This window comes from Pseudalkalibacillus hwajinpoensis (assembly GCF_015234585.1).
Lineage (GTDB): Bacteria > Bacillota > Bacilli > Bacillales > Guptibacillaceae > Guptibacillus > Guptibacillus hwajinpoensis_B.
Window position 1 is genome coordinate 515279 of record NZ_JADFCM010000008.1, and the last position, 21135, is coordinate 536413.

The window sequence follows — 21135 nt, forward strand, 5'->3', positions numbered from 1 at the left end:
AGTATGTCAGATCGAAACAATCGTGTGCCATTCGATGAAGATAATTACACACATAATATTAATCGGAACAATGAACGGATGCTCGATCGAAGAGGGTTTATGAAGACACTTGCAGGTGCTGCTGGGGTGTTCGCCATCTCCTCGCTTCCGTGGGGAGCGGTTGCGGCTAAGGAGTTATTAGGGCTAGGGGAAAAAGAGTACCCTCATCAGAAAATCGTGAACGTTAAAGACATCGCGATTGGTGATTCGGTGGATTTCAATTTTCCAAGTGAGCATGACAGTGCGATCTTAATTCGCTTGAGCGATAAACGCTATGTTGCTTATCAGAATGCTTGTACTCACTTGAGATGCCCGGTCTATTGGGTGAAGGAAGAAAAAGAAATGGTTTGCCCTTGTCATCACGGTAAGTTCGATGCAGGAACGGGGGCTCCAACTGCAGGACCGCCGAGACGGCCTCTACCTGGCATTCAAGTAGAAGTGAGTAACGGCGGAGTATATGCCGTCAAGGTGAAGCGATATGAAGCGTAGTTATGTTGGCGTTCTATTACTCTGTACTATCCTACTCTTGAACATTGTTTTCACGCAGTTAATGGTTCACCAGTTTTACTATGAACATTACGCTACTACGCTAGTATACGGCGGGTTGAACATTCTATTATTTCCAATTGCGCTCCTCATTTATCGAAAAGAAAAGCATAAAGGAGGCACTCATGGGCATGAACAATGAAACTTACTTAGATTTCTGTTTTATCCAGCAAGTCACCGGTTCTCTAGCTGATGAAGTGGATCAGATGCTGAAACAAGTTTTTAAGGAACAGTATCTTAACTGGTATCTAGATAAGAAAGTCGAAAATGAAGTAGAGATTGTGGTGGCTGAAGTAAAAGGGATGAGCGAGTGGATGTCTGAAGATGAGGTCATTCAGCATTTAGAAAGATGCGCGGATACGAAATTCTGGGAAACCTTACAAGGCTATCAATTTTTTGTCTATCCTGCCAATAGGGGGTGCAGCTCCTGTGGCACACGTTAGTATGCAAAGTTTAGAATCATATATCGGTCAACCCGTTCGCGTTTGTATTCACGGGGAACGAGGAGAAGAGATGGCCCCTTGGGTGAATAAACGTGTGAGAAAGCTAGAATGGTGTCCTGATCGCACTCATCTTCGCATCTTCTTCGATGATCATTACTTCTTTGCTGTTCCACTTACGAGCGATGTTCGTCTAACGGAAAGCGAATGGAGGGCTTATGATAAACAGGTTGGACTATATTATGTCATGAGAAACGAGGAGAATGAACATGTATAAGAAATGGCAACTTCCATTACAGACGATGAATCTTGTCACAGGTTTCATGGTCTGGGTATTGATCTCATCTTTACTCCCGTTTATAACTGAAGATATCGCTATCGCACCAGAACAAATTGCATGGGTTACAGCAGTACCTGTCATTTTGGGATCATTATTGCGTATACCGATCGGTTACCTTGCGAATCAATTTGGTGCAAGACTATTATTTATGATTAGCTTCATTTTATTGCTTTTCCCCGTTTACTTTTTAAGTGCAGCTGATTCCTTCGCTGATCTTCTAGTTGGAGGCTTATTCCTCGGAATTGGTGGAGCCATTTTTTCTGTTGGTGTCACCTCTCTCCCTAAATATTATGCAAAAGAACGCCACGGATTTGTTAATGGGATATACGGAGCGGGGAACATTGGTACAGCTATTACAGCGTTCGCTGCTCCGGTTGTTGCGGCGAATTACGGCTGGTCATTTACTGTGAAGTTATATATGGTGTTATTAGGCATCTTTATCATCGCTAACTTTTTCTTAGGAGATAAACACGAACCAAGGGTTCAGGTACCTTTAGTGAAACAAATCAAAGGGATTTATAAGAATGAGAAGCTATGGTTATTCTGTTTATTCTATTTTATTACGTTTGGATCTTTTGTAGCTTTTACAGTGTATTTACCCAACTTCTTAGTGGCTAATTTCGGACTTGAAAAAGTAGACGCTGGGGTAAGAACGGCAGGTTTTATTGTAGTGGCAACTTTCCTACGTCCTGTTGGGGGCTTTCTTGCTGACAAGTTCCATTCCCTCATTCTGCTCATGTACGTATTTGGTCTGTTCACAGTTGCGGCACTTATTCTATCATTCGCTCCTTCCATTCAGTTGTACACGGTTGGATGCATTACAATTGCGATGGCAGCCGGAATCGGAAATGGTGTTGTGTTCAAACTTGTGCCAATGTATTTTCAGAAGCAAGCAGGTATTGCCAATGGTATCATTGCAGCAATGGGTGGACTTGGCGGTTTCTTCCCGCCTCTTATTCTTGCATCGCTTTATCAGTTAACAGGACATTATGCAATTGGATTTATGGCGTTATCTCAGTTAGCGCTCGTCAGTCTTGTTCTTGTCATCTGGATGTATTATCAGGATAAACTTATCTTGTCTCATCAAGTGATGGTTACGACGCCGCTCGGGATGATGGTTACGGATAAACAGGGGAAGATCATTGCGGTCAATCCTGCTTTCACGGAACTAACAGGATTCAGTGCAAAAGAATCAATTGGAGAAAATCCGAATATGTTGAAGTCGGGAAAACAATCCGCTGCTTTCTATCATCAGATGTGGGAAACTCTGAAACAGAAAGGATCCTGGCAAGGACAAATATGGAATAAACGAAAAGACGGGAATCACTTCCTAGAATGGCTAACGATCAACGCGATTAAAGATGATTCGGGAGAGGTCATTCAGTATGCCGGTGTGTTCAGCGATATTACCGAAGATAAGCTGAAATTGACGAATGAGTAATGGGGGTTCGAGATGGCGCTAAAAGATGGAAACGAGGCGAGTACTTATATTATTCAATCACAAGAAGAAGAAATTAAACGCATTGCACTCGAGCTTCATGAAGGGATCAGCCAGAACCTGTATAGTCTCTATACAGGTTTGGGGTTTCTTCAGACAGGCATAGAAGATCCACATATGAAAAGCTATGCGAAAGAAATGGCCACGCTAATGGAGCGTACGATTCAAGAAGTGAGATTACTATCTGTCGAGCTCTATCCGAATACACTCACAACGTTAGGACTCATCTCAGCTCTTAAAAGTTATTCGAAACTTTATACATCAACGTTTGGTATTCGAGTTAACTTTGAATCAACTGGTGAGGAGAAAGTGATTTCTGAGCGGAAAAGCATGGCGGTCTTCCGTGTTTGTCAGGAAGCCCTAATCAATATCGCCAAGTATGCGGATGCAACAAATGCTAAGGTTCGGTTTACATGGGAAGATAAATCAGTGAAAATACAAATAGAAGATTATGGAAAGGGTTTCGATGTTACGGATGTTATGAAGCGAAACTATTTTACCGGAATGGCTGCGATGAAGGAAAGGATGGTTCTTGTAGGTGGTGCGTGTCAGGTCACATCTGAGCCTGCAATCGGAACGACGGTTTCGATCAGTCTACCTATTTAGAGAGAGGGGGAATTCAAGTGATAAAAGTTCTTTTAGTAGATGATCATGCAGTTGTGAGAATGGGTTTAAAAATGCTATTAAACTCGCTTAAGGATATGGAAGTTGTAGGGGAAGCGTCTGAAGGCAATGAAGGAATTGAGAAAGCAATGGAAACGAACCCTGATGTGATTTTGATGGATTTAAGTATGCCTCACGGAAAGGACGGGTTATCAGCGACATCTGAGCTGAAAAAGCAATTACCCCATACGGCTATCCTCATTCTTACGATGCACGATGATGAAGAGTATTTATTTCGAGCGATCCAGGCTGGAGCATCTGGTTGCGTTTTGAAGAGTGCGCCACATGATGAACTTGTACAAGCAATCCGATCAGTCTGCAGTGGTAATGCATACCTTCATCCTTCAGCAACAAAGAGGTTGATGGAGGAATACATAGGTAATTTAAAGCAGGATGAAATGGATACTTATCAACTGTTATCCGATCGGGAGAAAGAAGTGCTGACGCTTGTGGCGAAGGGATATTCTAATAAAGAGATCGCCGAAAAACTCGTCATTAGTGTGAAGACGGTTGAAACGCATAAAGGCAATGTCATGGGGAAACTCAAGATTAAAACAAGGCCAGAGCTCGTATCCTTCGCCTTAAAGAAAGGGTTGCTTGGGTATGGCATTCAATAAGGAGGAAAGCTGATGGAACCATTTGATAAGTGGATCTCACCTGAGGGCCAACGCTTAAAGCGAGATCTTTCTTGTGATGTCGTTGCATTAGCGCTACAAAACAGAGCTGGACTCGATATTACGTGGCCATGCGTCATAGGACATCGGAATGAAAAGTACAAATATATCACCGTTCGCTATGGAAAAGGGATCGCAGGGAAAGTTATTTCTAGCGGTCGTCAGATGGAAATAACCTCTTTTCCAAATGGAATCCTAGGCAAATCAATCGATTATCCGATCATGCTAGCTGAACAGCTAATTTCAGCTTATGCTGTGCCACTATTATGTGATGACTCTCCGAAAGGTGCCTTGTTAATTGGTTATCGTGACGTCCATGTTTTTACCGAAGAAGAGAAAAGCCAAGTGATGGAAGTAGCACGTGGTGTGCAGTCAAGCTTATCCACTCATTATGCTACGTATAGGAGGGATCGCTTTTGATTGAAAGAAATAAGAGTCAGCCTTCAGTTGAAACAACAGAAGAAGCCACAATTGTTACTGACGAGAAAGGCAACATTTATTCTCTTAACGAAGAAGCGATTGATCTGTTTGGACTTGTTCGAGATGATGATGTAACAACCGTCCGACAGCTTATACCAAATCTTAATTATTCTCTGTTGGATCAAGGGGTCGTGGTCCAACGCTTTGGTGTGGGGAAAGAAGGGAAGTATTTTCCGGTGTTTTTGCGGAAAAGTTCATTCACACTTAAAGGGGAATCTTATATCCTTCTTGTCATCCATAAAAAGAATGATCGATCGATTGCTGGTTTAGAGCCTCAAAAAGTAGTAAATGAACTCCTTGATATTAAATTTGCACTAGATGAATCGACGATTGTTGCGATCACGGATCATTCAGGAAAAATTGTGTATGTGAATGATCAATTCTGTCAGATCTCAAAGTACTCGCAGGAAGAACTGATCGGAAGAGATCACTCTATTATCAATTCTGGCTATCATTCGAAGGAATTCTTTCGAGACCTCTGGCGAACGATTGCTTCAGGGGAAGTTTGGAAAGGCGAGATTAAAAATAAAGCGAAGGATGGGACTTCCTATTGGGTGGATACTACTATTGTTCCCTTTCTAAATAAAGAAGGAAAGCCTTACCAATACTTAGCGATTCGTTCTGAGGTTACTAAACGAAAAAAGGTTGAAGAAGAATTAAAACAAATGGCAACACGCATGATTGATGTTCAGGAAGAGGAACGCAAAAGACTCTCTCGAAACTTACATGACGGAATTGGTCAGAATTTATATAGTCATCTTATTACGATCAGCCGTATCGATGCAGAATTGGATCATCCTCTTATTGATCAAATGCGTAATGAGGCCACCGCTATAATAGAAGAAGTTCGAGAGATTTCTTGGGAACTACGTCCATCTGTGTTAGATGATCTTGGCTTGATCCCGGCGATTCGCTCCTTCCTAAACAGATACTCAGAAAACTATAAGATTGATGTTTTCTTTGAATGTGTTCTTGAAAATCGTCTTGGAAACCAGTCCGAAACTACAATCTACCGCATCATCCAAGAGGCGTTAACCAACGTGCGGAAATATGCAGGGGTCAAGCGAGCTTCTGTCACAATTCGTGAGTTAAGCGAAGGAGTTAGAGTGATGGTAGAAGATAATGGAATTGGATTTGTCCAAGATCAGCTTGCGAGTGGGGTCGGGTTGTTTAGTATGGAAGAGCGGTCAAAGTCAGTAGGTGGCGAGTTACATATACATAGCGCTCCAGGAAAAGGAACGAAAGTGATTTTAGACATTCCATATTAGAAGGTGAGAATCCCTTATAGTAATGGAAATGAAATTTGATGAATGAAGGGAGGTTTTGTAGTGGGGAACATGAAGAACATATTGAAAAGAACTTCTATTTTTCTTGGATTAGATGATGAAGAAATCGAAGAAATTGAAAAAATCACAAGAAGAAAACACTTTAGTAATCGAAGTTTCGTGTTTATGGAAGGTGATGAACGTGAGGCGGTGTTTTTCATTGAATCCGGTGTCGTTAAGACTCATAAAATCGATGAGGACGGAAATGAACAAGTGTTTTCTTTACTGCAATCAGGTGATATGTTTCCACACGTCGGTTTTTTCGATCAATCTCCGTATCCGGCGAATGCTATGGTGCTACAAGGTGCGGTCCTTCTCATGATTCGAATTGAAGATTTCAATCAACTAATGATGGTGAAACCTCACCTGGCGATTAAAGTGATGGAGGTGATGGGGAAGAAGATTCTTGAGTTACAAGAACGAGTACAGTCGCTCATTTCACAAGACGTTCAGCACCGTTTCGTTCAAACCATGATCAGATTAGCTTACGAAAATGGAAACCAGCGTGATGGGGGAATTGCGATTGATTTCCCGATTACGAACCAGGATCTAGCGAATATAGTCGGCACGTCTCGGGAATCAATCAATCGGCTACTGAATCAATTAAAAAAGGATCAGATATTAAAAAGCGATCGCCATGGTTTATTTATTTATGATCTGAACCGGCTCAAGCATTTGCAATGAAAAAAGGCACATATTGTGCTTTTTTGTCTGTGATAAAGGAGGTGGCGATTACTGATGAACATTCGCTCGTTCGCGTTCGAGTCGGGGGAAAAGGATATTATTCTCGAGATGGATATGCTGAAATAGATCGGATTCGAGTTCTTCTAATTTAAGATACATTAAAGTGTAAGTTGTGCAGGCACCTTCTGGAAGAGTGTAGTCCCTCGTAACAGACCGAAGTTCTTTTAATAAATGACCGGCTTCTTCATGTTCTTCTTCAAGGGCAGCAATGGTTTCAAGAACTTTCGTTAAAGACTCTTGTGAAGGCTCTGCTTCGTACGCCTTGATCTTAGGAAAGACTTTCTCTTCTTCCTGAATCAAGTGTTCTTCTAATTCAAGTTTGAGGCGATGAAACAAACGATGAACCTGACTTAATTCTGGATGTGTACTCCCGTGAACTCGGTAGACTTTTGTTACAAAGCCGTTGAGTTCAGTAAGGACATGATCAAGATACGCGTGGTGTGTATCGAGAATATGGTCGATTAAACGTGAATACCGTTCTAGCTCCCAGTTCACTTCACGTTCCTTCATATCTTTCATTTCTACATAAAGTGTATTCAATCTGGAGAGGATTTCCTCTTCATTAAGATTCTTCTCAGCAATGGCTTCATGTATAGGACGGTTACCTCCACAACAAAAATCAAGGCGATATTCCTTTAGGATCTGGCTTGCTCTCGGAAATTGTGTCACGATCTCCCCGGTTTTGGTAGCCCCATTAAACATCTTTTCCATCGTTATAACCTCCTGAATGATTAACTATTCTTAAGTACACGTTTAATGTAAACCATTTCCCTGTACTAAACTGTGGTGTATATCACACAAGAGGCGGTAACTATGCAGAAGGAACCTTCTTACTAACTATTCATTTGAGAAAAACGAAAAAGGAGTGCTCATCTTCCATTCAGAGAGCAAGCTTACTATCAGATGGTATTAGCACAATCGTTCCGTCGATTCCTGTGTGTTCCCAATCTGCCCATCACTCACTCATTGTCACTTCTTCTAATAGAGCCAAAGCTTCTATACCATTCTTTGATTTGTATGTATGAAATCCAACATCTCGTAAAGTAACTTCTACAAGGTTTAAAATGTGGGGATCGTCATCAATCATTAAAATGGAAATCATTACTTTCACCCTTTCTATACGAACGAAATACTTCATACGTATTTTACAACGTATAGGTGAACAGGAGATGAACGAATGAGAGATACCTAAAAGAATTTTAAATTTCACGATATTCGGGGGATTAGGAATCTTTTATTCCTAGCCTCTATTTTTTGAACGACCTCATTCATTCTCTCTCAAAAATGCTTAGCTCAAGCATTCTTTTTTTAAACGTACAACTACTGTTTTTTGTTACATAAAGAAAAATAAAAACGTCTAAATGAACAATATATATTGCAAAAAGACGTTAATAATATATAATGGTAAAAGAAGGATGAGGAAGAGAATTATAAAATTAAAGGGGGTCACTAGTTGGATAAAATTATTCAATCTCATGAAATGGAATCGTATTTATCAAAAGAATAAAGCATAAATGATCGATTACTAAATAGGAGAGGAAGGGTAATAATGGGGTTTGGATTTAAGGGGAAGCAGAAAGACGAACGATTGACGACTCTTCAAAATAAGATTTACCGGGAAATGTATATTCTTATTGTGGTGATTTGTGCTCTATCAGTTTTGTATAAACAGTTTCTGGTTGAGGGCGGAATACAGCATGTATGGACGGAGATTATTATTTTTAGTGTCAGTTCTGGATATTATCTTATACGATCAGCGATGCTTGGAATCTTTTCAGATGAAGTAGAGATGCACGATCGATCGAGTAAGGTGAGCTTTAGTAAACGGAATTTCTTGATCAGTCTTCTCTTGGGAGTGGGGTTTTCTCTTTTCCTTGCGGTTAGAAACTCTTTGAAGTATGGAGAAGGTGCTGAGGAAACATTTTATTTTTTTCTCAGTATTTTATTAGGGTGCTTAATGATTTACATTCCTGTCTTATTTGTCATAATGGTGGTACCCTATGCGGTAGCGAAGTATAAAAGTGATAAGATAAATGAGCAGGAACTAGAAGAGATGGATGATGAAGATGTGCGGTGATCAATTGTGAAGAATGTGAGACTAAAAATGGCAAGAGTGGAGCACGATCTCTCCCAGCAAGAGCTTGCCAAAAAGGTTGGCGTGTCGAGACAGACGATTGGGCTCATTGAGCTCGGAAAATATAACCCGACGCTGCAGTTGTGCTTGTCCATTTGTTGGGCGTTAAATAAATCGCTTGATGAGCTGTTTTGGATGGATCCTGAATAGAAGAGAAGCTACGTTATTCTACAAGGTGTAGTGTAACGTAGCTTTTTTATTCTTATTTTGTTTTCTTACCGAAATTTTGGGCAAGCGAAATAATGCCTACAAGAAAACAAGGAAAACTGACGAGTAACGCCTCGAACCATGAATTTCCGATTGTACGGTATAAGAGAATGACGAAGATTGCAGCGATAAAGTAAGTAGGTATGAATTTTTTTGATAAAAGTAATTCACTCAGAATGAAACAACTCCTCTAAATCGGAACTATTTTTTCCGTATCCGGTTATTTTATCAGAAATGCCACCTCATAATATAGTAAAGTTAATCTATCGAAAAGGAAATCGATTGATCATGGAGGTCAAACAAATGCGACAGCGTCTTGTTGGTATTTTACTGTTTAATGAAGTAGAAGTCTTGGATTTTGCGGGTCCCTTTGAAGTCTTTTCGATTACAACTACATTAGAGTCGAACGTAAAGCCTTTTGTGGTTAAAACGATCTCAGAAAATGGGGAAATGGTTACGGCGCGTAATGGATTAAACGTGCAACCCGATTATGGTTTCGACGACCACCCTTCGTTTGATATCGTTATTATTCCTGGTGGGTATGGCGCTGAACAGATTGAAATCAACAATCCTCGGATAATTGCATGGATTCAAGATCAGAAGTCAAAAGTGGAGTTGATGACATCGGTTTGTACAGGAGCTTTGCTGCTGGCGAAAGCAGGTGTGCTTGATGGAAGAAAAGCGACAACTCATTGGATGGATCTTGATCGATTAGATGAGGAATTTCCAGAGGTCTCCGTTCAACGGCATGTCAAATTCGTTGATGAAGGTTCGATTTTAACATCAGGGGGCATTTCTGCAGGAATCAATTTGTCGTTCCATATGATCGCTCGGCTACATGGTAAGGAAGTCGCATTAAAGACAGCGAAACAAATGGAATATGATATTACGATTGAGTGATTTGTTTATCATGAAAAGCGAGCAATGTACCGGTAAAGGAGTGAATTCAGTGGAGATTAAAGTAGATGATTTAAACGGACCTGAAGTGGCTGAATTATTGAATGACCATATCCAAAGTATGCAAAAGTATTCTCCACCGGAAAGTAAGCATGCGCTGGATCTAGAGGGGTTACGGAAGCCTGAGATTACGTTTTGGAGTGCGTGGGAAGCGGGTGACTTAGTCGGATGCGTGGCGCTTCAAAGATTGAATAGTCTCCACGCCGAGATTAAGTCCATGAAAACAGCATCTGCTCATCTAAGAAAGGGTGTCGCGAAAAGACTTCTTCAACATATTATTGATGAAGCGAGAGCGCGTGGATACGAACGGTTGAGTCTTGAAACGGGTTCAATGGATGTCTTTCAGCCAGCCAGGCGCTTGTATGCAAGCTTTGGATTTCACGAGTGTCAGCCGTTTGCAGGGTATAGGGAAGACCCGAATAGTGTGTTTATGAGTTTGGAGTTGTAAGATTGTTTTCTATGATGCGTCATTTAGAGAGAAGTAAAAGGAGTGCTACTCGTTCGGTCGATTAGCACTTCTTTTCGTTATGTGGGAAATTTTGAATTGACTTCATATAGTTTTCCTCTTTAGGAAATAAGGAAAAGCGTTCATCGATAAGAGTATCGTTCAAAATAAGGCCAGCCTGTATGGAAGGCTGGAGTTTCTTTAATGTTTTTATACTCTTCATGATGGAAACAATAAAATCCAGATTAGTTTACTTATTTGCGGGGTAGTTAGTAGAAGTGTTCAAAACTCTGAAGAATAGAATGGTGATTAAATGGGGTTCTTTTACTATATAAAGAAATATTTAAAGATGTCGAGACGTCAGCGGAAAAGTGAGTTGAAATCAACCATTTGGTTTATGCCATTTTGGTATATCGTTGGCGCGGTCGGTTTATCTGCTTTTACCTATTATCTCGATTATGTCGTGGATGTTAGCTTATATCTCCCAGTAGGAATTGGCTTCAGTGGCCAGACGTTACAGGTTCTATTGAGTGCGCTCGTAGGAGGGGTGCTGACACTAAGTGCCTTTACACTAAACTCCTTGCTTGTTGCGTTGACGACGTTTAGCGGTCAATTCTCTTCCAAAATGCTTGTCAACTTCGTTAGTGACCGAGCGACCCAGCACGTACTCGGTATTTTTAACGGAAGTTTTATTTACGTGCTTTTAAACTTCTTATACGTGACGCACGGAGAAGAGGAGTATGTAGTTGCGACACCTGTTTTATCCATTCTGACAGCTATTACAGCTGCCATCACTTTTATTTATTTTATCAACCATACTGCCACATGGATGCAAGTTCATAACATCAGCTTTAATATGAATGCCAAGTCAAAATTAGTGCAGGCTTCTCTTGAAGAAGAATTAAAGCCTTACCATCTTAATAAGGAAGTACAGAAGGAAGACATTCCCTCAGATCCTGATGGGAAAGTTATCAAAACCAACCAATCTGGTTATCTTCAAGTCGCTGACTTTTCAAGATTGATTAAACAGGCGAATAGAGACGACGTTCTCCTCAGGTTCGATGTTAGAATTGGAGAATTCGTCATAGCAGGCACACCACTGCTTACTTATTGGGAACATGGACAAGTGATGAATCCGGACCGCTACTTGAAAGCCATTGAAATCGGGGTCAAACAAACAGAGATTCAAGATCTAGAGTATGGACTAATTAAGCTTGCGGAAGTAGCTATTAAAGCTTTAGGTCATAATGATCCGCTTACGGTCACGAATACCATTCATCAGATTGCTGATTTGCTGAATAGTATTGGCAAATCTAAGAATTTCTCACCCTATCTTTTTGATCAGGAAAAGAAGCTTCGGATTATCTTAAATCAAAAAGATTTTAGTTACTACCTTCACAAAGGATTTGCTTCCATTCGTGAGTATGCCAACCAAAACACAACAATTATAACGGCGCTTTTAACGATGGTAGCCCAGCTAAGTAAAACTATGAATAAGGAAGCACACAAAGATCTATGGGAATTTGCCCGCCAGACGATTTTAGGATTTGATAACTACAGCCTGTACGAAAATGATTGTCTGCACATTTTAGAGCCATTATCCGTGCTTGCTAAAAATACGGGTAATGAAAAGGATTATCTGTTCCTGCTTGAATATATGCTGGAGCGGGTTAGTTCGAAGAGTGCTTCTAAGATGTCTTCTTCAAATTAAGCTATCATGAAAAGGAACAACCAAGTTAAAGGTAGTTTATTTCCTGGTTGGCATTGAAAAAACGATAAAAGACATCCTGCCGTTTTTCTTCGCAGGTATTGTGATTGTATTGCTTGTTACCTATATTCCATCTCTAACGCTTTGGTTGCCTGAGCTGTTTGAGTAAAGGAAATTGTTGGTTACAAATGAGAAAAGGACTTATTCGTAGGAGCCGATGAGTCCTTTCTCATTTGTTTTGAAAGTACTGCCTTCCTCACTTTCTGGCCATACTGAGGCTATTCGTTAAAAAGAGGTGGGTCTTATGGATATATTCATGGATGCCTTGAAGGTTATCTTCCGAATAGCAACGATTCTTCCATTCATGCTAGCCATCGGACTTTATATGGGGAAGCGGTCTATTGGAGAGCTTCCTGTATTTGATTTTCTCGTCGTTCTAGTGTTTGGAGCTGTGGTAGGAGCGGATATCGCTGACCCAGAGATTGAACATATTCACACGGTTATTGCGATGATTGCGATCGGATTGCTACAGAAGTTGATTTCAAGGATAAAGATAAAGCATCAGAAGTTAGGAAAGCTTCTTACGTTCGAGCCTACCGTTGTCATGTACAATGGAAAATTCCTTAAAGATAACATGAAGCAGATTCAATATTCGATCGATAATGTCCTTCAGATGCTTCGAGAAAAGGACGTTTTCCATACAGAAGATGTCGAGCTTGCGATTGTAGAGGCTAATGGAAGACTTAGTGTGAAACTATATCCAAGTAAAGAGAGCGTTGTTCGTGAAGATATGGCGATCGATAAGCAGGCGAATGATGTTGAGATTCCTGTTATTTTGGATGGGCGAGTACAGAAGGATATACTGCAGCACTTAGGGCTTACTGAAGCATGGTTAATGAATCAGCTTGAAAAAAGAGGGGAGCCTTCTGCATCTTCGTTATTTTACGCCGGAGTTAATGCAAAGCATGAGTTAGTTATTTCTAGGAAGGATCAAGCGTCAAATCATGTTCCGCCTTTTCGACACTGAATAGAGGGAGCGGCGACTATTACAAGAGGTTTGGATAGAAGCTACATAAAGAAACTCAGGCGTTAGCCTGAGTTTCTTTATGATTTCCGCTTTGATTTGGTTTCTGCAGGTCGACCAGCTTGTTCATCTTGAGAAGGAGCCAGATCGGCTTCATTCGTGTACGATTTCTTACTAGCAAAAGGTTGATTAGCATATTGTTTCTTGTTAAGTTTCATTTGAATCACCCCTGGTTGTTAGAATGCCTAATAGGAGCGAAACTATACAAGTAGCTTATTCGACAAGTAATGACATGAATCGGGTGGTGACAGGCACTCGCGCACTTGCGCGAATTCGCCAAAACCCGTGCATCCTGAAATGGAAAAAGTTATGATGATAGTGGAGCGTTTGATTTCAGTGAGAACGATACAACAACATCGAGTGAATAAGATAGGAGATGGAGAAATGATCGAAGTGATCGTACAGAACAGAGAAGAAGCGATCGAGGCTGAAGATTTCGGAGCAGGTCGAGTTGAGCTTGTAACCGGTATTGAAGCTGGAGGTTTAACGCCGAGCTATGGAACGATAAAATCGGTATTAAACAGTGTTACGATTCCTGTTCAGGTGATGATTCGACCTAACGGGTATAGCCACTGCTACAGCGATAAGGAGAAAGAGGTTATTCTTGAAGATATCCGCATCTTAAGTGAACTCGGAGGCAAGAGGATTGTTATCGGAGGAATTACGAAGGAGCATACCATTGACGAAGAGTTACTTGAAACGATCATTCAGCAGCAGCCGGATATCGACATCACCTTTCATCGAGCGTTCGAAGAACTCTCTTCTCAAAAAGAAGGGTATAAAACCCTCGCTCAATACCCAAATGTGAAGCGAATTCTTACATCCGGTGCCAATCAGGAAGGGCAAGAACGGATCTCTCAGCTTCAAGAGCTTGTGCGCTACTCGGAAGAAAGTGGACCAACGATCATGCCAGGATCAGGACTTTCACTCGCTACTATTGAGAGCATCCACCAAGCGGTGCAAGCAGAAGAATATCATTTTGGTAAAGGCGTAAGAGTGGGAGAAGATTTTTCAAATCACTTTAGTGAAAAATCGATTAAATCGATTGAACAGGTGCTAAACAAAAGGAAGTAATCGTGGTTCATTAAATGCAATAAGGGGTTCTTACATATGCTTCTCAGCAAATTCAAAACGGCACTGCTGACCGCTCTAATAACGTGGTTATTCGGCATTGTTTTAACAACGGTAGGGGGTCTCATCTATCTACTGAGCGGGGGAGACGGGGATATTTCTGTCGCTATTGGTGGTGCTTTTTTAATGATTATTTATCTGCTACCGTTCCTATTAGTAGTAGGAATTGCGATTTCAATCGCCTCTGATGAGCTCACACGCGAAAGTAATCGCCGGAAGCGATATGCCTATTTTGTCCACGTCGGACTCGGAATGATGTTATTCTCGTTTATCTTTCCGATTACAAAAGTAGTAACGGACTTAGGTTATTTCATAAGTACGCTTCCCTGGCTGTTAACCGTGATTTTTACCGTTTCAGTCTTTTGGAAATTTGATGAAAAGGCAAAGGGAACGTTAGCGCATACTTCTTTCGAGGTTTCGTAAACTCAATACAACATGTCAAGGAAAGGTGATGAGCAAATGGATGACGCAAAACGGAAAGAGAAAGAACAATGGAATGTGACGGTGCTTGTGGTTTTAGTCTTCCTATCATTCCTTTTTCAAGTCTCGATCGTTTATGGCTTCTCAAGCTATGCTATCTATTTGTTCATCAGCTACTTTTTCTTTTATAAACCAATACGAATGTGGGATGTTGTTTTCTATTTGGGGATGGTTATTGCTTTATTTATTGCACTTAAATTAACCACTTAGCGCTGCCAATGTAAACAGCGACCCTCTCTCTAAAACAACTGTAGCAAAAGGATTCATCGTTCCAATCAGAATTCGACGATCGACGCTTTAAGTTTCAATTTTCTAAAAATCTTTAAGAAACCGGTTTACAAATTTTTAGAATAATGTTGCTTTTCTAACGATATACTCTTATAATCAGTTTATGAAAACGCTTTACTTTGATGTGAATCGTTCATTTTTTTATCTATTTAGGAAACCGGTTTCCAAGCGTTTTTAAAAATCGCATGAGGGGGAAGTAACGGTGAAAAACAAAAGCAAAAAGAAGTGGCTGGGGTTAGGACTGGCGTCGATGCTTGTATTTTCTTTAGCAGCTTGTAATGGAAATGACAGTACGTCTGGCGATGGCGGTGATGAAGAGGTTACGTTGAATTTCTGGGCATTTGGTGCAACGAATTATGAAGAGCTTGCGAAGGAATACGAAAAGGAACATCCGAACGTGACGATTAAAGTGAGATCTGCAGAATCAGCCGAGCATCATGATGCGCTTTTTACAGCTTTGTCTGCTGGTAGTGGGGCACCTGATATTGCGGCTTTGGAAGTGGATCAATTGGATCGATTCAAAGAAGCGCAGGGACGTTTTGAGAATTTATATGATCTTGGTGCGAAGGATGTGCAGGATCAATACTTAGATTGGAAATGGGAAGCCGGCGCGAATCAAGAAGGCGATTTCCTAATTGGTCTACCGACGGATATTGGCCCGAAGGCACTGTATTACCGCACAGATCTCTTTGAAGAAGCTGGACTTCCAACAGAGCCAGCGGAAGTAGAATCCCTTATTAATTCCCCTGAAGCGTTTAAAGAAGCGGGAATGAAGCTGAAGGAAGAAACAGGAAAACCATTCGTGGATAGTATCGAAATGGCTTATCGCGCTTATTTAGATGCTTCTGAAAAAACTTACTTAAATCCTGATGGTGAACTATTGCTAGGTGAAGAAGGAAACGACGTGAAGAAGGCATATGACTATGCTGTTGAGTTAGATGAAGCAGGCATTGTTGGCAAGCTTGAAATGTGGACACCTGAATGGGCGAACGGCGTCAACAAAGGTGAATTCGCAGCAGAGCTTGGAGCAGGATGGTTGAAGGGATGGATGGAAGGAAATGCACCTGACGCTGTAGGAAAATGGCGCGTGGCAACACTTCCAACTGAATTCGCAGCGAACTGGGGAGGCTCTTATATTTCCATTCCAAGTGAAACAGATCATCCACAGGAAGCATATGACTTTGTCGAGTGGCTTGTATCCCCTGATAATCAGCTGCAATCATTCCAGAGCAAAGGCTTATTCCCTTCGGCTACTTCTGTCTATGACATGGAAGAGTTCAAAACGAATGAAGATGAGTTCTTTGGTGGTCAAGTAACATCGACTGTTTTTGCAGAAGCGGCACAAGATATTGATGGCGCTGTCTTCAAAGGCGTGAAATACTTCCCAGTTCATCAAGAAGTATTAAATGCGCTTCATAACGTTCAAGAAGGTGGCGATCCTGAGAAAGAATGGCGTGCTGCGATTAAGCGTGCTGAAGAATTAATAGACCGATAGAAGCAATATTTGTGATGGGATATGGTGGAAACCCACCGTATCCTACTTAATCACCGGAAGTGGGGAGAAATCGTGATTTCAATGAGTGGACAGGAAAGAGGGGTTAAGAAGCGATATCGATCTGAGAAGAAAAAGGATATGATTTCAGGCTATTTGTACGTAGCCCCTTTTTTCATTATTTTTGGAGTGATTGGTCTTTATCCCGCTATATTCAGCGTTTATCTTGCGTTTCAGAAATGGAACGGATTAAGTCCAATGAGCTTTGTTGGGCTCGATAATTTTCGGATCGTTTTAGAGGATCCTCTTTTTTGGAAGTCAGTTTACAATACGATCATCATGGGATTAATGGGAACGGCGCCACAAATAGTCGTCGGCATTGTGTTGGCGTTTCTATTAAATCTTACATTCCTTCGATTTAAAAATTTCTTTCGAATTACGATTTTTATGCCGTATATCACCTCGATGGTGGCGGTTGCCCTTATATTCAGTGTGTTATTTAGTAATCACGAGTCATCACTCGCCAACTACATGCTAGGCGTCTTCGGATTTGATCCGGTGAATTGGTCCACTTCTGAATGGGGAACGAAAATCGCGATTTCCATTATGGTGTTCTGGCGCTGGGTTGGATACAATACGATCATTTACTTAGCCGGGATCCAAAGCATCTCAAATGATTTATATGAAGCCGCAACGATTGATGGCGCGAATAAGTTTCAGCAGCTTCTTTATATTACGATGCCTTTGCTGAAACCGTTTATCATCTTAACGGTGTTCTTCTCAACGGTTGGGGCACTACAGCTCTTCTCTGAGCCGACGATTTTCTTAGGCGCTGGGGCATTTACACGAGACGAAGCACTAACGGTCGTTATGTACTTGTACCGAGATGCCTTTAAGCTTCAATCCTTTGGTACGGCCTCTGCGACAGCGATTATCCTGCTTGTGATCATTCTTTTCTTTGCAACAATCAATACGCTCATCACATCAGGCAATGGCCGTAAGAAGAAGGGGGTAAGGTAATGGCGAATCGAAAGGAACGAAAAAAAGTCTCTTTCAGTAAAGTGCTCATCTATCTGTTTCTAGGAATCGCGTCACTCTTATCCTTGTTCCCGTTCTACTGGATGTTTGTGATGGCAACGCGTCCGAGTGCAGCATATAATTCAATCCCGCCTACGATCACGCCAGGCGGCATGCTAGTCGAGAACTTCCAGAAAGTCCTGAATCAAATTGATTTCTTTCAAGCGATGTGGAACTCCTTTCTTATCTGTTCCATCGTTACGCTAGTTGTGCTTTTTATTAGCTCGCTAGCAGGATTTGCGTTCGCAAAATTCAAATTCCCGGGCAAGAACGGATTGTTTATTGCGATTTTATTAACAATGATCATTCCCCCTCAATTGGGACTGATTCCACAGTATTTTCTCGTATCGAAAGCTGGCCTTCTCGATACGCTTGCTGGGGTTATGGTTGTGTTCTTCCTTAATCCGCTCGGGATCTTCCTCATGAGACAATATGTGAGCGAATCGGTACCCGATGAGCTGATTGAGGCAGCGAAGCTCGATGGCTGTTCGAACTTTAAAATTTATCGAAGCATCGTTGTCCCGATTATTCTTCCGGCATTTGCAACGCTTGGCATCATTGTTTTTACAGCGGTGTGGGGAGAATTCTTATGGCAATTTACGGTCTTAAGGGACCCGGAGAATTATACAATCCAGGTTGCATTAGCTTCCTTAAGTAACACGTTTAATATTGATTTCGGAATGATCCTCTCAGGCGTGTTCTGGGCAACGATTCCATTGCTCATTATTTTCTTATTGTTTAACCGCCTGTTTATTTCGAGTATTACAGAAGGATCTGTAAAATAGAGGCTCAGCCGATATAGAAATTGCTTCACATAGCGTTTCTTAGTAAGCTATCAGTATAAATTCTATTATGATGTCAGAAGGGATAGCGATGAGCCTAACGATTAAAGATATTGCACAAATGGCAGGAGTATCAAGAGCGACCGTTTCGAAAATTATTAACAATTACGGTGGCATTAGTGAAGGAACGAAGAAAAAGGTTCTTAAAGTGATAGAAGAAACAGGCTTTCAGCCAAGCTTTTCAGCCAAAGCGCTAGCGACAAAGAAATCGAATCTCATTGGCCTGATCTATGCTGGCCGAGTGAACGTTGATTTTACACATCCTTTCTTTATGGAAGTGGTAACAGCATTTAAGAAAACAGTCGGGTTACTAGGATATGACATCTTAATGTTCTCGAACGAACAGTTTTATCAGGATAATGGAAGCTACCTTGCAAGGTGCAGGCATTTTCATGTGGATGGCTGTTTGATCATTACAGGTGAGGAAATTGAAGATGCCATTTATGAACTAGTGGAAAGCGACATTCCTTGTATGGGCATCGATCTAGAGCTCGATGGCCCTAGCTCAAGCTATGTGATGACAGACAACATTAACTTGTCTACGAAAGTGATTCAGCATCTGTATCTTAATTCGGTAAAAGATATTGCTTTCATCGGTGGGGGATCAGACTCTGCGATTTCTAACTTGCGAGAGAAGGGATTCCTACAATCGATGAATCAATTTGGTCTAGAAGTGAGAAAAGAGTGGATTCAGTACGGTGATTTTCATGAAGAGAGCGGTTACGAAGCAATGAATCGAATCCTCCAGGGAGAAGCTAGACCTGAGGCGGTATTTGCGGCTTCCGACATGATGGCCTTTGGTGCGCTTAGAGCGATTAAAGAAGCAGGACTCTCGGTTCCTGAAGATATCCGCCTAGTCGGGTGTGATGATATCGATGCCTGTCGCTACAGTGCTCCGCAGCTCACGACTGTAAGGCAGAATAAAGAGCTGCTCGGTAAGCTTGCTGCTCATATGCTTCATGATTTAACAAATGGTAAAACAGAATTGAAACCCGTTTTTATTGATTCAGAATTGATCGTGAGAGAATCTTGTGGAAGTAAAGTATAACGAAACAGTTACTGACGTGATAATGGAGGGAAGACAATGGCAATTATACAATTTCCAAATGATATGAAGTGGGGCGCGGCAACCGCAGCCTATCAAATCGAAGGGGCCGTAGATGAAGGTGGACGAGGCCAATCGATTTGGGACACCTTTTCGCATACGCCTGGAAATGTGAAGAACGGAGATAACGGAGATGTCGCTTGTGATAGCTACCACCGTTATGAAGAAGATATTGCATTGATGAAGGAGCTCGGCATTGAAATGTATCGCTTCTCCGTCTCCTGGCCGCGTATTTTTCCGAATGGCACAGGGAAGGTCAATGAAGAAGGCCTTCAGTATTACCACCGTTTTGTTGACGCCCTACTCGATCAGGGCATTGAACCTATGTGTACACTTTATCACTGGGATTTGCCGCAGGCCCTTCAGGACAAGGGTGGATGGGCAAGTAGAGAAACGACGGATGCGTTTGCTGATTATGCCGAGCTTATGTTTAACGAATTTAATGGGAAAATAAAGCACTGGATTACGATCAATGAACCATGGTGCGTGTCTTTCTTATCAAACTTCATCGGCGTTCACGCACCAGGCAATCAGGATCTCCAGCTTGCGAGTACTATTTCACATCATCTTCTATTAGCGCACGGAAAAGCGGTTACGAGATTCAGAGAGTTAGAAATGGAAGGTAACATCGGGTATGCCCCAAACCTCGAATGGAATGAGCCATACAGCAATAAGCAGGAGGACATTGACGCCTGCAATCGTGGGATGGGCTGGTTTATCGAATGGTTCTTTGATCCAGTCTTTAAAGGACGCTATCCGGAATTTATGCTGAACTGGTTTGAGAAAAAAGGAGTTTCCCTTACGATTGAAGATGGCGACCTTGACGTTATTAGTCAGCCTATCGACTTTGTTGGGATCAATTACTACACAGGAAGCGTCGGGAGGTATAAAGAAAACGAGGAATTATTTGATTTAGAGAAAATCGATATCGGCTATAATAAAACGGATATTGGCTGGAACGTATACGGAGAAGGCTTCTATAAGGTCCTTAGCAAATTAAAGGATCAATATGGTGATGTTCCGATCTACATTACCGAAAACGGTGCCTGCTATAACGACGGCGTTGAAGATGGTCAAGTTAAAGATGAGCGCCGGATTGAGTATTTAAAGCAGCATCTTACTTCATTAAGTCGGAGTATAGAAGCAGGCGTGAACATTAAAGGCTACTTAACATGGTCTCTGCTTGATAACTTCGAGTGGGCAGAAGGCTATGATAAACGCTTCGGGCTCGTCCACGTTAATTTCCGTACGCTAGAACGAACGAAGAAGGATAGCTATTATTGGTACAAGCAGACGATTGATAATGGTTGGTTTGATATGGAGTAGGATAGTTCCCCTCACCGTGTGGCGGTGGGGGATTTTGATTTACCGTAGAGTCTCATACTCTATATTAGACGAATGATGGAGAAATAGAGGAGGACACTTAAAAGAACTCG

At 41.5% G+C, this 21135-nt stretch carries 27 protein-coding genes; 24 read left to right on the forward strand and 3 right to left on the reverse strand.

Annotated features, from left to right (window positions below; genetic code table 11):
* The first annotated feature begins 3 nt into the window (after positions 1 to 3).
* From IQ283_RS14335 to IQ283_RS14380, 10 genes are all read left to right on the forward strand, one after another.
* Positions 4 to 528: a ubiquinol-cytochrome c reductase iron-sulfur subunit gene (locus IQ283_RS14335; RefSeq protein WP_194220816.1), complete on the forward strand. Its 525-nt coding sequence runs from the start codon at positions 4 to 6 to the stop codon at positions 526 to 528.
* A complete protein-coding gene (locus tag IQ283_RS14340) occupies positions 518 to 727 on the forward strand; it encodes a hypothetical protein (protein WP_194220817.1) in 210 nt (69 codons plus the stop codon). Before IQ283_RS14335 ends, IQ283_RS14340 begins: the two co-directional genes overlap by 11 nt.
* Entirely contained in the window at positions 711 to 1028 is a 318-nt protein-coding gene (locus tag IQ283_RS14345) for a hypothetical protein (protein WP_306558307.1), read from the forward strand. The genes IQ283_RS14340 and IQ283_RS14345 overlap by 17 nt, the downstream gene beginning before the upstream one ends.
* Positions 1015 to 1302, forward strand: coding sequence for a hypothetical protein (locus IQ283_RS14350; RefSeq protein ID WP_242057351.1), 288 nt, complete (start codon positions 1015 to 1017; stop codon positions 1300 to 1302). Before IQ283_RS14345 ends, IQ283_RS14350 begins: the two co-directional genes overlap by 14 nt.
* Positions 1295 to 2806 (forward strand): nitrate/nitrite transporter, encoded by a 1512-nt coding sequence (locus IQ283_RS14355; protein WP_194220819.1) that lies wholly within the window; start codon positions 1295 to 1297, stop codon positions 2804 to 2806. The genes IQ283_RS14350 and IQ283_RS14355 overlap by 8 nt, the downstream gene beginning before the upstream one ends.
* Positions 2807 to 2818: 12 nt before the next feature.
* Positions 2819 to 3469, forward strand: coding sequence for a sensor histidine kinase (locus IQ283_RS14360; RefSeq protein WP_194220820.1), 651 nt, complete (start codon positions 2819 to 2821; stop codon positions 3467 to 3469).
* 17 nt (positions 3470 to 3486) lie between these two features.
* Positions 3487 to 4143 (forward strand): response regulator, encoded by a 657-nt coding sequence (locus IQ283_RS14365; protein ID WP_194220821.1) that lies wholly within the window; start codon positions 3487 to 3489, stop codon positions 4141 to 4143.
* 12 nt (positions 4144 to 4155) lie between these two features.
* Positions 4156 to 4620: a GAF domain-containing protein gene (locus IQ283_RS14370; protein ID WP_194220822.1), complete on the forward strand. Its 465-nt coding sequence runs from the start codon at positions 4156 to 4158 to the stop codon at positions 4618 to 4620.
* On the forward strand, positions 4617 to 5948 hold the full coding sequence (locus IQ283_RS14375) for a PAS domain-containing sensor histidine kinase (protein ID WP_194220823.1): 1332 nt from the start codon (positions 4617 to 4619) through the stop codon (positions 5946 to 5948). Before IQ283_RS14370 ends, IQ283_RS14375 begins: the two co-directional genes overlap by 4 nt.
* 69 nt (positions 5949 to 6017) lie before the next feature.
* A complete protein-coding gene (locus IQ283_RS14380; RefSeq protein ID WP_194220824.1) occupies positions 6018 to 6689 on the forward strand; it encodes a Crp/Fnr family transcriptional regulator in 672 nt (223 codons plus the stop codon).
* A gap of 48 nt (positions 6690 to 6737) precedes the next feature.
* Here IQ283_RS14380 and ric read toward each other — a convergent pair whose 3' ends face one another.
* Entirely contained in the window at positions 6738 to 7460 is a 723-nt protein-coding gene (gene ric, locus IQ283_RS14385; RefSeq protein ID WP_194220825.1) for an iron-sulfur cluster repair di-iron protein, read from the reverse strand.
* 244 nt (positions 7461 to 7704) lie between these two features.
* Positions 7705 to 7851, reverse strand: a complete 147-nt coding sequence (locus tag IQ283_RS14390; protein WP_194220826.1) for a hypothetical protein — start codon at positions 7849 to 7851, stop codon at positions 7705 to 7707.
* A 447-nt stretch (positions 7852 to 8298) separates the two neighbouring features.
* On the opposite strand from IQ283_RS14390, the gene IQ283_RS14395 reads away from it, so the two are divergent.
* The 6 genes from IQ283_RS14395 to IQ283_RS14420 all read left to right on the forward strand — a co-directional run bounded on the left by IQ283_RS14395 (position 8299) and on the right by IQ283_RS14420 (position 13227).
* The gene (locus IQ283_RS14395) at positions 8299 to 8826 is read left to right on the forward strand and encodes a DUF6773 family protein (protein ID WP_194220827.1); all 528 of its coding nucleotides are present in this window, start codon (positions 8299 to 8301) and stop codon (positions 8824 to 8826) included.
* 6 nt (positions 8827 to 8832) lie between these two features.
* Positions 8833 to 9033: a helix-turn-helix transcriptional regulator gene (locus tag IQ283_RS14400; RefSeq protein ID WP_194220828.1), complete on the forward strand. Its 201-nt coding sequence runs from the start codon at positions 8833 to 8835 to the stop codon at positions 9031 to 9033.
* 360 nt (positions 9034 to 9393) lie between these two features.
* Positions 9394 to 9990 carry a DJ-1/PfpI family protein gene (locus IQ283_RS14405; protein ID WP_194220829.1) on the forward strand — a complete coding sequence of 199 codons (597 nt, stop codon included), beginning with the start codon at positions 9394 to 9396 and terminating at the stop codon, positions 9988 to 9990.
* 49 nt (positions 9991 to 10039) lie between these two features.
* A complete protein-coding gene (locus IQ283_RS14410) occupies positions 10040 to 10495 on the forward strand; it encodes a GNAT family N-acetyltransferase (protein ID WP_194220830.1) in 456 nt (151 codons plus the stop codon).
* Positions 10496 to 10805: 310 nt separating this feature from the next.
* Positions 10806 to 12203 carry a DUF2254 domain-containing protein gene (locus IQ283_RS14415; protein ID WP_206759470.1) on the forward strand — a complete coding sequence of 466 codons (1398 nt, stop codon included), beginning with the start codon at positions 10806 to 10808 and terminating at the stop codon, positions 12201 to 12203.
* 301 nt (positions 12204 to 12504) lie between these two features.
* On the forward strand, positions 12505 to 13227 hold the full coding sequence (locus IQ283_RS14420; protein WP_242057352.1) for a DUF421 domain-containing protein: 723 nt from the start codon (positions 12505 to 12507) through the stop codon (positions 13225 to 13227).
* A gap of 77 nt (positions 13228 to 13304) precedes the next feature.
* Here the strand turns inward: IQ283_RS14420 and IQ283_RS14425 are convergent, their stop codons facing one another.
* On the reverse strand, positions 13305 to 13442 hold the full coding sequence (locus IQ283_RS14425) for a hypothetical protein (RefSeq protein WP_194220832.1): 138 nt from the start codon (positions 13440 to 13442) through the stop codon (positions 13305 to 13307).
* A 226-nt stretch (positions 13443 to 13668) separates the two neighbouring features.
* On the opposite strand from IQ283_RS14425, the gene IQ283_RS14430 reads away from it, so the two are divergent.
* From IQ283_RS14430 to IQ283_RS14465, 8 genes are all read left to right on the forward strand, one after another.
* Positions 13669 to 14358, forward strand: a complete 690-nt coding sequence (locus IQ283_RS14430; protein ID WP_194222240.1) for a copper homeostasis protein CutC — start codon at positions 13669 to 13671, stop codon at positions 14356 to 14358.
* 36 nt (positions 14359 to 14394) lie between these two features.
* Positions 14395 to 14838: a hypothetical protein gene (locus IQ283_RS14435; protein WP_194220833.1), complete on the forward strand. Its 444-nt coding sequence runs from the start codon at positions 14395 to 14397 to the stop codon at positions 14836 to 14838.
* Between the two features lie 36 nt (positions 14839 to 14874).
* The gene (locus IQ283_RS14440; protein WP_194220834.1) at positions 14875 to 15105 is read left to right on the forward strand and encodes a hypothetical protein; all 231 of its coding nucleotides are present in this window, start codon (positions 14875 to 14877) and stop codon (positions 15103 to 15105) included.
* Positions 15106 to 15433: 328 nt separating this feature from the next.
* Positions 15434 to 16678: an ABC transporter substrate-binding protein gene (locus IQ283_RS14445; protein WP_194222241.1), complete on the forward strand. Its 1245-nt coding sequence runs from the start codon at positions 15434 to 15436 to the stop codon at positions 16676 to 16678.
* Between the two features lie 81 nt (positions 16679 to 16759).
* Entirely contained in the window at positions 16760 to 17695 is a 936-nt protein-coding gene (locus tag IQ283_RS14450; RefSeq protein WP_194220835.1) for a carbohydrate ABC transporter permease, read from the forward strand.
* On the forward strand, positions 17695 to 18537 hold the full coding sequence (locus tag IQ283_RS14455) for a carbohydrate ABC transporter permease (protein ID WP_194220836.1): 843 nt from the start codon (positions 17695 to 17697) through the stop codon (positions 18535 to 18537). The genes IQ283_RS14450 and IQ283_RS14455 overlap by 1 nt, the downstream gene beginning before the upstream one ends.
* Positions 18538 to 18625: 88 nt before the next feature.
* The gene (locus tag IQ283_RS14460; protein WP_194220837.1) at positions 18626 to 19642 is read left to right on the forward strand and encodes a LacI family DNA-binding transcriptional regulator; all 1017 of its coding nucleotides are present in this window, start codon (positions 18626 to 18628) and stop codon (positions 19640 to 19642) included.
* Between the two features lie 36 nt (positions 19643 to 19678).
* The gene (locus IQ283_RS14465; protein WP_194220838.1) at positions 19679 to 21025 is read left to right on the forward strand and encodes a GH1 family beta-glucosidase; all 1347 of its coding nucleotides are present in this window, start codon (positions 19679 to 19681) and stop codon (positions 21023 to 21025) included.
* Positions 21026 to 21135 lie beyond the last annotated feature (110 nt).

Bases quoted from the DNA above. Each gene is read 5' to 3' on its own strand.
- IQ283_RS14435 (WP_194220833.1), top strand. From the start codon at position 14,395: ATGCTTCTCAGCAAATTCAAAACGGCACTGCTGACCGCTCTAATAACG.
- IQ283_RS14430 (WP_194222240.1), top strand. From the start codon at position 13,669: ATGATCGAAGTGATCGTACAGAACAGAGAAGAAGCGATCGAGGCTGAA.
- IQ283_RS14340 (WP_194220817.1), top strand. From the start codon at position 518: ATGAAGCGTAGTTATGTTGGCGTTCTATTACTCTGTACTATCCTACTC.
- IQ283_RS14390 (WP_194220826.1), bottom strand. From the start codon at position 7,851: ATGATTTCCATTTTAATGATTGATGACGATCCCCACATTTTAAACCTT.
- IQ283_RS14360 (WP_194220820.1), top strand. From the start codon at position 2,819: ATGGCGCTAAAAGATGGAAACGAGGCGAGTACTTATATTATTCAATCA.
- IQ283_RS14395 (WP_194220827.1), top strand. From the start codon at position 8,299: ATGGGGTTTGGATTTAAGGGGAAGCAGAAAGACGAACGATTGACGACT.
- IQ283_RS14405 (WP_194220829.1), top strand. From the start codon at position 9,394: ATGCGACAGCGTCTTGTTGGTATTTTACTGTTTAATGAAGTAGAAGTC.
- IQ283_RS14370 (WP_194220822.1), top strand. From the start codon at position 4,156: ATGGAACCATTTGATAAGTGGATCTCACCTGAGGGCCAACGCTTAAAG.
- ric (WP_194220825.1), bottom strand. From the start codon at position 7,460: ATGGAAAAGATGTTTAATGGGGCTACCAAAACCGGGGAGATCGTGACA.
- IQ283_RS14355 (WP_194220819.1), top strand. From the start codon at position 1,295: ATGTATAAGAAATGGCAACTTCCATTACAGACGATGAATCTTGTCACA.
- IQ283_RS14445 (WP_194222241.1), top strand. From the start codon at position 15,434: ATGCTTGTATTTTCTTTAGCAGCTTGTAATGGAAATGACAGTACGTCT.
- IQ283_RS14425 (WP_194220832.1), bottom strand. From the start codon at position 13,442: ATGAAACTTAACAAGAAACAATATGCTAATCAACCTTTTGCTAGTAAG.
- IQ283_RS14335 (WP_194220816.1), top strand. From the start codon at position 4: ATGTCAGATCGAAACAATCGTGTGCCATTCGATGAAGATAATTACACA.
- IQ283_RS14440 (WP_194220834.1), top strand. From the start codon at position 14,875: ATGGATGACGCAAAACGGAAAGAGAAAGAACAATGGAATGTGACGGTG.
- IQ283_RS14465 (WP_194220838.1), top strand. From the start codon at position 19,679: ATGGCAATTATACAATTTCCAAATGATATGAAGTGGGGCGCGGCAACC.
- IQ283_RS14345 (WP_306558307.1), top strand. From the start codon at position 711: ATGGGCATGAACAATGAAACTTACTTAGATTTCTGTTTTATCCAGCAA.
- IQ283_RS14460 (WP_194220837.1), top strand. From the start codon at position 18,626: ATGAGCCTAACGATTAAAGATATTGCACAAATGGCAGGAGTATCAAGA.
- IQ283_RS14455 (WP_194220836.1), top strand. From the start codon at position 17,695: ATGGCGAATCGAAAGGAACGAAAAAAAGTCTCTTTCAGTAAAGTGCTC.
- IQ283_RS14420 (WP_242057352.1), top strand. From the start codon at position 12,505: ATGGATATATTCATGGATGCCTTGAAGGTTATCTTCCGAATAGCAACG.
- IQ283_RS14415 (WP_206759470.1), top strand. From the start codon at position 10,806: ATGGGGTTCTTTTACTATATAAAGAAATATTTAAAGATGTCGAGACGT.
- IQ283_RS14380 (WP_194220824.1), top strand. From the start codon at position 6,018: ATGAAGAACATATTGAAAAGAACTTCTATTTTTCTTGGATTAGATGAT.
- IQ283_RS14450 (WP_194220835.1), top strand. From the start codon at position 16,760: ATGAGTGGACAGGAAAGAGGGGTTAAGAAGCGATATCGATCTGAGAAG.